The 12,516-nt window shown below is 67.3% G+C and carries 11 protein-coding genes; 5 read left to right on the forward strand and 6 right to left on the reverse strand.

The genetic code is table 11. The features are described 5' to 3' along the window. Positions 1-28: 28 nt before the first annotated feature. The 3 genes from CWC60_RS21685 to CWC60_RS21695 all read left to right on the forward strand — a co-directional run bounded on the left by CWC60_RS21685 (position 29) and on the right by CWC60_RS21695 (position 4,900). Positions 29-1,522 (forward strand): S1 family peptidase, encoded by a 1,494-nt coding sequence (locus tag CWC60_RS21685; protein ID WP_109796012.1) that lies wholly within the window; start codon positions 29-31, stop codon positions 1,520-1,522. Positions 1,523-1,593: 71 nt separating this feature from the next. Further along, positions 1,594-2,442: a CmcJ/NvfI family oxidoreductase gene (locus CWC60_RS21690; RefSeq protein ID WP_109796013.1), complete on the forward strand. Its 849-nt coding sequence runs from the start codon at positions 1,594-1,596 to the stop codon at positions 2,440-2,442. A gap of 184 nt (positions 2,443-2,626) precedes the next feature. Further along, a complete protein-coding gene (locus CWC60_RS21695; protein ID WP_164516685.1) occupies positions 2,627-4,900 on the forward strand; it encodes a PAS domain S-box protein in 2,274 nt (757 codons plus the stop codon). On the opposite strand, the gene CWC60_RS21700 is transcribed toward CWC60_RS21695, so the two are convergent. The 6 genes from CWC60_RS21700 to CWC60_RS21725 all read right to left on the reverse strand — a co-directional run bounded on the left by CWC60_RS21700 (position 4,897) and on the right by CWC60_RS21725 (position 10,260). Next, positions 4,897-5,109 (reverse strand): histidine kinase dimerization/phospho-acceptor domain-containing protein, encoded by a 213-nt coding sequence (locus tag CWC60_RS21700; RefSeq protein WP_109796015.1) that lies wholly within the window; start codon positions 5,107-5,109, stop codon positions 4,897-4,899. The two genes, CWC60_RS21695 and CWC60_RS21700, sit on opposite strands and share 4 nt — an antisense overlap. 12 nt (positions 5,110-5,121) lie before the next feature. Next, positions 5,122-5,874, reverse strand: coding sequence for an ABC transporter ATP-binding protein (locus tag CWC60_RS21705; RefSeq protein ID WP_206420088.1), 753 nt, complete (start codon positions 5,872-5,874; stop codon positions 5,122-5,124). Beyond that, entirely contained in the window at positions 5,871-6,623 is a 753-nt protein-coding gene (locus CWC60_RS21710) for an ABC transporter ATP-binding protein (protein WP_109796016.1), read from the reverse strand. Before CWC60_RS21710 ends, CWC60_RS21705 begins: the two co-directional genes overlap by 4 nt. Positions 6,624-6,635: 12 nt before the next feature. Then, the gene (locus CWC60_RS21715) at positions 6,636-7,787 is read right to left on the reverse strand and encodes a branched-chain amino acid ABC transporter permease (protein WP_109796017.1); all 1,152 of its coding nucleotides are present in this window, start codon (positions 7,785-7,787) and stop codon (positions 6,636-6,638) included. Positions 7,788-7,791: 4 nt separating this feature from the next. Beyond that, complete coding sequence (locus tag CWC60_RS21720; RefSeq protein ID WP_109796018.1) at positions 7,792-8,820, reverse strand: branched-chain amino acid ABC transporter permease; 1,029 nt, start codon at positions 8,818-8,820, stop codon at positions 7,792-7,794. Between the two features lie 87 nt (positions 8,821-8,907). After that, the gene (locus CWC60_RS21725) at positions 8,908-10,260 is read right to left on the reverse strand and encodes a substrate-binding protein (RefSeq protein WP_109796019.1); all 1,353 of its coding nucleotides are present in this window, start codon (positions 10,258-10,260) and stop codon (positions 8,908-8,910) included. Between the two features lie 214 nt (positions 10,261-10,474). On the opposite strand from CWC60_RS21725, the gene CWC60_RS21730 reads away from it, so the two are divergent. Beyond that, positions 10,475-12,055 carry a helix-turn-helix domain-containing protein gene (locus CWC60_RS21730; protein WP_109796020.1) on the forward strand — a complete coding sequence of 527 codons (1,581 nt, stop codon included), beginning with the start codon at positions 10,475-10,477 and terminating at the stop codon, positions 12,053-12,055. 80 nt (positions 12,056-12,135) lie between these two features. Continuing rightward, a complete protein-coding gene (locus CWC60_RS21735) occupies positions 12,136-12,510 on the forward strand; it encodes a response regulator transcription factor (RefSeq protein ID WP_109796021.1) in 375 nt (124 codons plus the stop codon). The last annotated feature ends 6 nt before the right edge of the window (positions 12,511-12,516 follow it).

Genomic DNA, 12,516 nt, shown 5'->3' on the forward strand with positions numbered 1-12,516 from the left:
GACCCGAAGTCCTCTCGAGTGCCCGGCCATGTTCCGCTTCCCGCGTGCGATGCTGTCCGCGATCATTCTCGCCCTCGTCCCGCCCATCCAGGCCCTTGCCGTCGAGAAGCCGCCGGCGGGCGCCGCCGCGCCGTCCGTCCAGCCAGGGGAAATGGTGGCGAAGGCCTGGGCGCTGACCCTTGCCGAGGCCGCGGAACTGGCCGCCGAGGTGCTGCGCTACCGTGTGGCCGACCATCAGCACGACCAGGTTCGGCAGGTCGTCCGTTTCACCCACGTCACGCCGGAAGGCGCCTTCATGCTCGGCCTGGTGGAGCCGCGGCTTCTGCGCGCCTCCTTCGGCCGTCAGGGCGGCGTGACCTTCCATGTGGAGATGCTGGGCGCCGGGGGCGCTGGCGAGGCCGCCCGGGACGTCCTCGCTGCAGAACTGGACGCGGCGCTGCAGCAGGAGGCCGCCCGGCGGCACGTCCCCGTCGTCTCCGTGATCTGGCCGGAGGTTCTGAGCGACCGCGCCGAGATCGTGGAGGCCGAGCGCACCGTGCCGCGGCGTGCCGACGTGTTCGAGAAATTCATCCGCCGTCGCCCGCCCGATCCGGTCGAGGGTGTCTGGCGGCGCCATGACGGCCAGATGCTGGTCGGCATCTACCGCAACCTGGAGGCGCCGGGCCGGATCTACCACGCCATGGTGCTGGAGGCCCCGAAGAACGGGGCCTGGCGCGCCGGCGAGATCAAGTTCGAGATGGAACTGCTGGAGGAAGACCTGGCCAGCGGACCGCTGTTCCGCGACGACCGCGCCCGCGCCGATATCGTCTGGCGCGTCGAGCGCGAGAACCTGGTCGCCCTGAACGGGCCCGAGGGCGCAGTGCGCTATGTCCGGCTGGGACCGCGGATCGACTTCGATCGGGAGCCGCTGCACAACGGCACCGGCTGGGTGGCGACCGCCGAGGGCCACGTGGTCACCAATTTTCACGTCATCAAGGACGCCGCCGAGATCCGCGTCGGCTTCCGCGAGGGCCCCTGGCGGCCGGCCCGCGTGATCATCGCCGACGAGCGCATGGATCTGGCCGTGCTGGAGGTAGAGAATCCCGACATTCTCGGCCCGCCCCTGCCGCTGGCGGCCGGCCCGGCCTATCCCGACGGGGCAGAGGTGACCGTACTGGGCTATCCCCTGGCCCGCCGGCTGGGCGAGAAGATGAAGGTCACCACGGGCGTGGTGAACGGCCAGAACGGCGACAAGGGCGACCCCACGCGGCTGCAGCATTCGGCGGCGACCCAGCCCGGCAGCAGCGGCGGCCCCGTGGTCGACCGCCACGGCAATGTCGTTGCCGTCTCCGTCTCCCATCTGAAGGGCGGCGATGTGGAGCAGGTCAACTTCGCCATCAAGATCGGCTATCTGCGCCTGCTGCTGGAGGGATTCGGCATCACGCCCCTGCACGCCGCCGAGACGCCGGCGCGGGCGCCCGATGTGATCGCCGCGGATCTGAGAGGCTCGGTGCTGCCGGTCTGGACCACCCGGGACGACTAGGCGCGGGCGTGCACGGCCGGCGGCGCCATGCTAGGACGGGACGCGCAACGGCAGGGGAGGCCGGAGAGCAGATGACCGAAACGCAAGGAACCGCGACGGCGGCCGGGGAGGCCGCGACAGTCGAGACGGTGATGAACTATTCCAGCGAGGATGGCGGGCCCATCGGCTACTACTTCTACGAGCCGGAGGTGCGGGAGAACTTCCGTCCCGCCGGCCAGGACCGCCGAAGTGTCCTTGTCGAGGACGCCTGGCCGCAGGCGGACCGGCTGTCCGCCGACGTGGAGGGCTTCGAGATCCATCCCTTCGAGGGCGGCTTCGACGCCTTCGAGAATGACGAGACGGTCCGCGCCGCGTTCTATCCGCAGGCCGTCGACTTCGTGAAGCGCCATACCGGCGCGCGGCAGGTGGTGGTCTTCGACCACACGCTGCGCCGCAAGCGCTCCCAGGACATCCGCACGCAGACGGAGGTGCAGCGCCCTGTGGTGTTCCTCGCGCACTGCGACTTCACCCCCCGGTCGGGCCCGCAGCGGGTGCGCGACATCATGGGCGGCGAGGCGGATGCGCTGCTGGCGCGGCGCGTGGCGTTCTACAATGTCTGGAAGCCCCTCTACGATCCGGTCGAGGAGTTCCCGCTGGGGCTGTGCGACGCGCGGAGCGTGCCTGACGAGGACTTCCTGGTGATGCATCTCAAATATCGTGACCGCGACGGCGAGATCTACACGCTGCGCCACTCGCCCGGCCACCGCTGGCGCTACTTTCCGGGCATGGCGCCGGATCAGGCGCTGCTGCTGAAGACCTACGACAGCGAGACCGACGGCCGGGCGCGCTTCATGGGCCACAGCGCCTTCGACGACCCGAACTCGCCGCCGGACCGCAAGCCCCGGCAAAGCATCGAGATCCGCACCATGGCGTTCTTCTAGCCACGGCCATGGCCGCGGCCCCGGCGCGGCCGATCACGACAGCGTGAGGGGCCGGTGTGGACTAAGTTCTTTCTTAACCCGGATGTCGTCAGTTAAGAGACGAACTCAACGTTGACGGGAGGAATACTCGTCAATTCCCGTTGGGTCGTGCATGGTCGTGGATGAATTGTCGGACGGCTGGGACTTGGACTTTTTCGATCATATCGGACAGCATCGCCCGGGCGCCGGCAGCGCCGAATCCGGGATCGTCGTTGTCGGCGCGGACGGCAGGGTCGGCTTCTCCAACGACCGCTTCCGAGAGATCCACGCGCTCCCCCGCCACCTCATGCTGGTCGGCCTCGACTACGGTGCGATGGCGCAGAACCTGGCGGACCATGTCCACCGCCTGGGCCTTGTCGGCGATGCCGGGGCCTTTTGCCGGACCTGTTTTCCGGAAGCCGATGAAGCCGGCGAGGGGGCGCGGCTGTTCGAATCCGCGGCGATGCGTATCGAAGCCGAGGTCACGTCCATTGCCGCGGGCGGGTTCGTTCTGGTTCATCGGGTGCTTCAGGACCGCGAACAGTTGCGCCGTATCGAGGCGATCGAGCGGCGTTTCGCCGACGTCATGGAGGCGTTTGCGGACTGGTACTGGGAAACCGATGCGGACCATCGCTTCGTCTATGTCGGCAATCCGGTGGGTGAACACACGCTGCTGCGCGTCGACGAGTTTGTCGGTCTCCGGCGCTGGGAGGTGCCGGGCGCGGTCGAGCCGCCGGAGGCGCCGTTCTGGCTGAACCACCGGCGGACGCTGGACCGGCGCGAGGCCTTCCGGGATTTCCGCTATGCGCGCCGCGTCGAGAACGACGCCATCGCCCATTTCAGTATCGACGGGAAGCCGGTCTTCAACCGGGCGGGCGCCTTCATTGGCTATCGCGGCGTTGGCCGTGAGATCTCGCATCTGGTCGAGATGGAGCGCCGCGTCGCCGAGAGCGACCGGCGGTTCCGCGATATCATCGAAGGTTCGCTCCAGGGCGTCATGGTTCATGTCGATGGCAGGATCGTCTTCGCCAACCCGAAAATGGCCGAGATTCTCGGCTACGAAAACCATGAAGAGCTGCTGGAACTGGCCTCGATTCACGAGCTCTTCTGGCCCGAGGAGAGAAGCCGGCTGGAGGGCTATCGGCAGGCGCGGCTCATGGGCGAACCTGCGCCGGAGGAATACGAACTCCGCGCCATGCGCCGAGACGGCTCCATGATCTGGGTCGAGAACCGCGCCCGCACGATCGAATGGGAAGGGCGTCTGGCGGTGCAGGCGACCATCTATGACATCACCGAGAGAAAGAAGGCCTGGCGGGATCTGGAGCGGGCGGAACAGCGCCTGGCCGGAATCCTCGATATCGCGCCGGAGGCGATCATGTCCGTGGACGAGGCGAGCCGCATCCGGATCTTCAACAAGGGCGCGCAGCGGCTGTTCGGCTATGCGGAAGAGGAGATGCTGGGCCAGCGGGTGGAACGGCTGATGCCCGGGCGGTTCCGCGGTCTTCACGAAAAGCGCATGGCCGAATTCGCGCGCTCCGACATCGTCAGCCGCCCGATGAACCTGCGCGGCGAGATAATCGGGCTCAGGCGCGACGGCGCCGAATTTCCGGCCGAGGCCTCGATCTCCAAGCTGAAGCTCGACGGACACTGGCTGTTCAACGTCACCATCCAGGACATCACCGAACGCAAGCGCGCCCAGGCTGATCTGATCGCGGCGCGCGAGGCGGCCGAGGCGGCCAACCGCGCCAAGTCCGAGTTCCTTTGGAACATGAGCCACGAACTGCGCACGCCGCTGAACGCCATTATCGGCTTCGCCGAGCTGATCGGCGGCGAGATGTTCGGCCCGGTCGGACAGGAACGCTATGTCGACTACGCCCGGGACATCCATGTCAGCGGCCAGCACCTGCTGGCGCTGATCAACGAGATCCTCGACCTGTCCAGAATCGAGGCCGGCGTCGTCGAACTGCACGAGGAAGCCGTCGACGTCGCCGCCGAACTCGACGGCGCGGTGCGCATGCTGGAGCCGCGCGCCCGGCGCGAGCGCAAGACCGTGCGTGTCGCCGTGCCCCGGGATCTGCCCCGGGTGCGGGCGGACGCGCGGATGCTGCGCCAGATCTTCATCAACCTGATCTCCAACGCCGTGCAGTACAGCGAGGACGGCGGTGAGATCCGGATCGGGGCCGGCCGGACGGACGGCGCGCGCATGGCGATCACGGTGGCCGACGACGGCGTCGGCATTCCCGAAGAGGACATGGAGCGTATCTTCCGCCCCTTCGCCCGGGCCAGTCAGGTGGCGTCGAAGGAGAACCAGGGCTATGGCCTGGGGCTGCCGCTGGCGCGCAAGTTCTGCGATCTGCACCGGATCGCGCTGGACATCGACAGCACGGTCGGCGTCGGCACCACGGTGCGCCTCGAGGTGCCGTCAGACCGGGTTCTCTAGCCCTCGTCGATCAACAGGCGCTCGATGCCGCGGTCCAGGCGCGCGCAGTCGGTCAGCGCCATGTCGATGAAGCGCCGCCGCTCCGAGGGCGGCAGGTCAGGGCAGTCGCGCAGGATCTCCAGCAGACCGCGGATCGTGGTCAGTGGAGTGACGAAATCGTCCTCCAGGCTGGCGGCCCGCGCTTCGGCTTGCGGTTTCCGCGCCGGCATGACGACCTCCGATCAGATGGCCAGGTATTCCTGCCTGAGCTCCGCGTTGTCGAGAACCTCCGCGGCGGTGCCGGCATAGGCGACCTGGCCCATGTCCAGGATGATGGCGCGGTCGGCCAGTTCCAGGGCGGCGACCGCGTTCTGCTCGACGATGACGGTGGTGATGCCCAGCTCCTTGATCTCGGCCACGATCTTCTCGATCTCCTGGACGATTACCGGCGCCAGTCCCTCATAGGGCTCGTCCAGCAGCAGCAGCTTGACCTCGCGCGCCAGGGCGCGGGCCACGGCCAGCATCTGCTGCTCGCCGCCCGAGAGGGTCACGGCTTCCTGGCGGCGGCGCTCGGCGAGGCGGGGGAAATGTCCGTAGATCCGCTCCAGCGACCAGCCGACGGGCTCGGCGATCTGCGCCAGCTTCAGATTCTCCTCGACAGTGAGGCCGGCGATGATGCGCCGGTCCTCCGGCACCAGGCCGACGCCGAAGCGCGAGGCCTGATAGGCCCGCATCCGGTGCAGCGCCTTGTCCTCGAGCCAGATCTCGCCGCTGACGAGCTGCGGGCTGTCGAGGCGGGCGATGGTGCGCAGCGTCGAGGTCTTGCCGGCCCCGTTGCGGCCCAGCAGCGCCAGCACTTCGCCCTCGCGGATGTCGAAGCTGACCTTCTGGACGATGTAGCTCTCGCCGTAATAGCCCTCCAGGTTCCGGCAGGAGAAATAGGCGCGTTCCGGCGCCGCGGCGGGCCGCTGGGCGTTGGTTTCAGTCGCGCTCAATGGTGCGATCCTCCCAGATAGGCTTCCTGTACCTTCGGATTGCCCCTGATTTCCTCGGGCCGGCCCTCGGCGATCACCGTGCCCTGGGCCATCACGCTGATGCGGTCGGCGAGACTGAAGACAACGTGCATGTCGTGCTCGATGACCACCTTGGTGATGTGGGTGCCGACCTTCTGCAGCAGTTCGACGGTATTGTTCGTGTCCGCGCGCGACATGCCGGCGGTCGGTTCGTCCAGCAGCAGCAGCTTCGGCTCCTGCACCAGGCACATCGCCATTTCCACCCGGCGCTTGTCGCCCCGCGAAAGGCTGGCGACGATCTCGTCCTTGTGGTCGATCAGTCCGATATCGGCCAGCACGCTTTCCGCCCTTTCGCGGATTTCCGCACGGGCCCGGATGGAACCCCAGGCGTTGATGCGGAAGGCGCCGTCGAACTTCGCAAAGGCCGGAATCATCACGTTTTCCAGCACCGACATCTCGGTGAACAGCTCGGGCGTCTGGAATACGCGCGCCACGCCGGCCTGGTTGATCTGGTGTGGCTTGATGCCGAGCAGCGAGGTGCCGTCGAAGTCCACCGAACCCGTATCCGGCATCAGTCGGCCGACGAAGCAGTTGAGCAGCGTCGACTTGCCGGCGCCGTTGGGGCCGATGATGGCGTGGACCTTGCCCGCCTCGACTTCCAGGTTGACCGCGTCCAGGGCCTTCAGCCCGGCGAAGGACTTGTTGACGTCCGTGACCTTGAGAATGCTCATCGCTGCCGCTCCCTATTCGGCGGCTTGCGGCGCGGCGGCGTCGCCGTTCCGGCCCGTGCGCGTCACGATCAGCCGGCGCAGCCGCGAGAAACCTTCCATCAGGCCGCCGGGCAGGAAGATCACGATCACCATGAACAGCACGCCCAGCGTCAGGTGCCAGCCCTCGCCGACGAACAGGGCGGAGAGGGAAACCAGGACGTCCCGAAGGCCGTCGGGCAGGAAGCCGAAGACGGCCGCCAGGATCTGGTCATTGAAGGCGGAGAAGATGTTCTCGAAGTACTTGATGAGGCCTGCGCCCAGGACCGGGCCGAGCAGCGTGCCGGAGCCGCCGAGGATGGTCATCAGCACGACTTCGCCGGAGGCCGTCCACTGCATGCGCTCGGCGCCTGCAAGCGGGTCGGTGACCGCCAGCAGCCCGCCGGCAAGACCGGCATACATGCCCGAGATGACGAAGGCGGTGAGCGCGTAGGGCCGGGTGTTCAGGCCGGTGTAGTTCATGCGGTTCTGGTTGGACTTGACCGCACGCAGCATCATGCCGAAGGGCGAGCGGAATATACGCATCGAGATGTAGAAGCAGATGATCAGGATGACGCCGCAGAAGTAGAAGCCCGGATAGCCGGTCATGTCGATGCCGAAGAGGTCCGAGGACGGCAGCACCGCGCCGTAGTCGCGGCCGAAGGCGACGTCGAGCACGCGCGGGTCGGACTGGGTGAGCTGCAGCCCCGTCTCGCCATTGGTGATCGGCGTCAGCACCGAATAGGCCAGGTTGTAGCACATCTGCGCGAAGGCCAGCGTCAGGATGGAGAAGTAGATGCCGGACCGCCTGAGCGAGATGTAGCCGATCAGCGCGGCGAAGGCGCCGCCCAGCAGGGTGGCGAGGATGATCGCCGGAATCGGGTTCATGCTGAGCAGCTTGAAGGTCCAGACCGCGGTGTAGGAGCCGACGCCCAGAAAGGCGGCGTGACCGAAGGAGAGATAGCCGGTCAGGCCGAACAGGATGTTGAAGCCCATGGCGAACAGGCCGTAGATCGCGAACTTCTGCAGCAGGTCCGGATAGCCGGCGCCGAAGGGCTGCAGGATGATCGGCCCCGCCAGCACGAAGGCGGCGAAGCAGATCAGCAGGATCAGGTCGCCGCGGGGCGAGCTTTCGGTGACGGTCGTCATTGGCTCAGCCCTCCATGACGCCCTTGCGGCCCATCAGGCCGCGTGGACGGACAAGAAGGATCACGACGGCGATCAGGTAGATGATGATCTGGTCGATCCCGGGGAGGATGTCCTTGACCTCGTTCATCGAGGCGAAGGACTGCAGGATACCCAGTACGAAGCCGGCGGTGACCGCGCCGGGGAGCGAGCCCATGCCGCCGACGACGACGACAACGAAGCTGAGGACCAGGAAGTCCATGCCCATGTGGTAGTCGGGGCTGAGGATGGGCGTGTACATGACGCCGGCGAGCCCGGCGACGATGGCCGCGATGCCGAAGACGATGGTGAAGCGGCGGTCGATGTCGATGCCCAGCAGGCCGACGGTCTCCCGGTCGGCCATGCCGGCGCGGACGACCATGCCGAAGGTGGTGAACTGCAGGAAGGCGAACACGGCTCCGATCACGCCCAGCGAGAACAGGAAGTAGACCAGACGCCAGGTGGGGTAGACCACGTTGCCGGCGTCGAAGCCGATGGCGGCGCCGAAGTCCAGCATGCCCTGGGCCGCGTCCGGCGCCGGCTGAGGTATCGGGTTGGCGCCGAACTGCGCCTTGACGATCTCCTGCAGCACGATGGCGAGGCCGAAGGTGACCAGGATCTGTTCGGCGTGCGGGCGCTTGTAGAAGAAGCGGATCAGCCCGCGTTCCATGGCGATGCCGATCAGCAGCATGATCGGTATGGCGATGATGATCGACGCGGGTACGGAGTAGTCGAGCAGCAGCAGGCCGAAATCGCCCAGCAGATCCTCGACATAGGGTGTGCGGATCTCCACCGGCGAACCCCATGCGGTCTTTTCGGTCGGGTGCAGGGCGATCTTCTCCAGGCCCAGCAGCGCCTGGACGCTGACTGCGCAGAAGGCGCCCAGCATGAACAGCGCGCCATGGGCGAAGTTCACCACGCCCAGGGTGCCGAAGATGATGGTCAGGCCCAGCGCGATCAACGCGTAGGCGCCGCCCTTGTCCAGGCCGTTCAGCAACTGCAGCAGGATCACGTCCATCGGTGGGCCCTTCGGTCGGAAAGAGCAGGTTGCTCCGGCGAAACGCCGGAGCAACCTTGCCAGTTCTGGAGAGGAGGAAGGCTCTTCTTAGGCGGAGCCGTCATTGTACGGGCCGAGCTCGCCGCCCAGCATGCTGGCCGGATATTCGACCTGCGCGCGCGGCGTGACCTCGACGACCTCGAGAACGTCGAACTTGGACGACGGGTTCTCCTTGCCCTTCACGACCAGCACGTCCTTGAAGCACTGGTGATCCTCGGCGCGGTATTCCGTCGGGCCGTTGCCGAGCCCGTCGAACTCGAAGCCCTCGAGCGCCTTGCCGACCTCGGAGGGCCGGAAGGAGCCGGCGCGCTGGCAGGCGTCGGCGTAGAGGATGGCCTGGCAGTAGGTGGTGTGCGCGGCCTGGCTCGGCGGGAAGCCGTACTTCTGGCCGAAGGATTTGACGAAGGCCTGCGAGCCCTCGTCCTGCAGCGACCAGTGCCAGTTCGTCGAGCCGAAGATGCCCTTGACGTTCTCGCCCGCGCCCTGGGCCATCAGGCGGCTGTAGAGCGGGACGACGATGGCGAAGTCCTTGCCGTTGACCTGCTTGTCGCGCAGGCCGAACTGGACCGCCTGGGTCAGCGAGTTGACCATGTCGCGGCCGTAGTGGTTCAGCACCAGCACGTCGGCGCCGGAGTTCAGCACCGGCGTGATGTACTGCGAGAAGTCGCCCGCGCCGAGCGGGGTGCGGACGGCCGCGACCGTCTCCCAACCGAGCTGCTCGGTGTACTTCTTGATCGAGCCTTCCTGCGACCAGCCCCAGGTGTAGTCGGCCGTCAGGTGATAGGCCCTGCGGTCGGTGCCGAAATTGTTCTTCAGCACCGGGCCGAGCGCGGCGCCCGACATCTCGGTGTTGAAGAAGTGGCGGAAGCCGTTGGCGCGCTTGTCCTTGCCGGTGGTGTCGTTGGAGTGCGTCAGGCCGGCCATGAAGATGACGCCGGCGTCCTGGCAGAGACCCTGGACGGCGATCGCCACGCCCGACGATGAGCCGCCGGTGATCATGATGGCGCCGTCCTTCTCGATCATCCGCTTGGCCGATGCGCGGGCGGCGTCGGACTTGGTCTGGGTGTCGCCGGTGACGTACACGACCTTCTTGCCGTTGATGCCGTTGCCCTGCAGCGCCTTCGACGAGAAGGTGTTCAGCATGCCGCCGTCGCCTTCGCCGTTGATGTGCTCGACCGCCAGCTGGTAGGCGCGCAGCTCGTCCGCCCCCTCGTCGGCATAGGCGCCCGTCTGCGGCACGTTGAAGCCGAAGGTCACGGTGCCGCCCTTCGGTTCGTTGGTGTAGCCGGCCGCCCAGGCCTGGCTGGAGAAAATCGTCGGCGCCACGATGGCGCCGGCGCCGAGCGCCGTGCCGGTCTTCAGCAGGCTGCGCCGCGACAGGCTCTTGTCGATGATCTTCATTGGGTTCCCTCCCGTGGGGATATCGTTTGAAACGACTTGCTCTTGTCGCCCGGATCTGCGCATCCAGACCCACCAATTGGTAAAACACCGGGTCAATTCGGGCAATTAGTCATTGAAAAGCTTTAATAATTTTGTAAAATTCACCAACAGGAGCGACGCTGTTCTGTAAAGAATTGACTGCGAGGAGGCGTCAGGGACAGGGGGGAGCAGGGTCATGCAGGTGGCCGGACCCGTCGGGATCAGGGTGCGTCAGCGCCGCAAGGAGCTCGGTGTCACGCAGGTCGCGCTGGCCCAGCGCATCGGCATCTCGCCGTCCTATCTGAACCTGATCGAGGCCGACAAGCGGGCGGTCGGCGGCCGTCTGCTGAAGAAGCTGGCGGACGCCCTGGAGCTGCACCTCGACGTCCTGACGGGCACCACCGAGCGGCGCCTGATCGAGCGCCTCGGCGAGCTGGCGGCCGACCCGTCGCTGGCGGGCCTCCGTATCGATCCCGACAGCGCCAACCTGCTGGTCAGCCGTCATCCGGACTGGGCCGCCGCCCTGCTCGCCCTGGCGCGCCTCCGGCGCGACGCGGAACAGCACGCTGCGGCGATGAGCGACCGCCTGGCCCAGGATCCGGCGCTGGCCGGTGCGGTGCATCGGGTGCTGAACCATGCGGCGGCGGTTCGCTCCACCTCCGAGATCCTGACCAATGTCGACGATCTGACCGCCGCCCAGCGCCAGCGTTTCGTCGACATCATACTCTCCCAGAGCGGGGAGCTCTCGACCCTCGCCCAGGAGCTGGTCGAGCGTTTCGGATCCGCCGACGCGGGACCGCGCTCGCTCTCGCCGGCCGAGGAGGTCGACGACTTCATCATCCAGAACCGGTCCCACTATCCGGCGCTGGAGGACCTGGCGGCGGACCTTCGCCGCCGCGTCCGCCCCGAAGGCGCGCTGGAGGACGGCGCGCTGGCCGGCCATCTCGAGCGGCGCTTCGGCGTCGGGATACGCCACCAGTCGGCGCTGGAAGCCGATCTCGGCCGCTTCCGCAATCTCTGCCACTATGACGCCGGTGCCCGGACGCTGACCTTCCTCGACAATGCGCCGGCCTCGACGCGGCGTTTCCAGCTCGCCCGGCTGCTGGTGCGCCTGTCGGAGGCGGCGGCCGTGGCCGCGGTGGCGCGCGACGAACTGCTGTCCAGCGACGAGGCGCGGACCCGCGCCTTCGAGGCGCTGACCTCCTACACCGCGGCCGCCATGCTGGCGCCCTATGACGCCTTCCTGGAGGACGCCGAGCGGTTCCGCTACGACGTGGAACTGCTGCGCCAGCGCTACGGCGCGAGCGTCGAGCAGGTCTTCCAGCGGCTGGTCTCGCTGCGCCGGCCGGACGCGGAGGGCATTCCCTTCGCCTTCTTCCGCGCCGATCCCTCGGGCCATATCAGCAAGCGCTTTCCCGTCGCCGGCCTGCCGATCCCGCGCTCGGGCAATGGCTGTTCGCTGTGGCCGCTCTACAGCGTCTTCCAGACGCCCGGCCGGGTGATCCGGCAACTGGCAGAGTTTCCCAATGGCAGCCGCTACCTTTTCGTCGCCCGCACCATCCGCCACGAGCCGGGGCTGTTTCACGAACAGCCGTTCCTGCGCTCGGTGATGCTGGCCTGCGATGTGGTCTATGCCGATCGCACGGTCTACGGCGACGGCCTGGATCTGGCGAAGCGGCAGATGGCGACGGCGGTCGGGCCGGCCTGCCGCCTATGCCCCCGCCGCGCCTGCATCCATCGCGGCGAGGAATCGGTGCTGCGCGAGCGGGAGGATTGAGTACCGGCGCGACTTCGTGTTCGCTAGACTTCGAGGGAACGAACCGGGCGCGCCAAGAACGCCCGGACCAGCGGGAGGGAATGGATGTGGCGACCGAGGTCCTGATCGCCGAGGACGAACCGAACATCGTCGAGCTGCTGACGTTCATTCTCGAGCGCGCCGGCTGCCGCGCCCGCGCCGTCTATGACGGCGAGGCCGCGATCGAGGCGCTGCGCGGTATACGGCCCGATGTGATGATCCTGGACCTGATGCTGCCCAAGCGGGACGGCTACGACGTGCTCAAGGCGGTCCGGGGCGACAGCCGCCTCAGCGATCTGCCGGTCGTGATGCTGACCGCCAAGGGCCAGGAGAAGGACCGCAAGGTCGCCGAATCGCTGGGCGTGTCCGCGTTCATCACCAAGCCCTTCTCGAACCAGGACGTGGTCGACTGCGTGATCGGCCTGGCCGGGCGCTAGGGAGGC

Origin of the sequence: Minwuia thermotolerans (genome assembly GCF_002924445.1) — a bacterium.
GTDB classification, from domain to species: domain Bacteria; phylum Pseudomonadota; class Alphaproteobacteria; order Minwuiales; family Minwuiaceae; genus Minwuia; species Minwuia thermotolerans.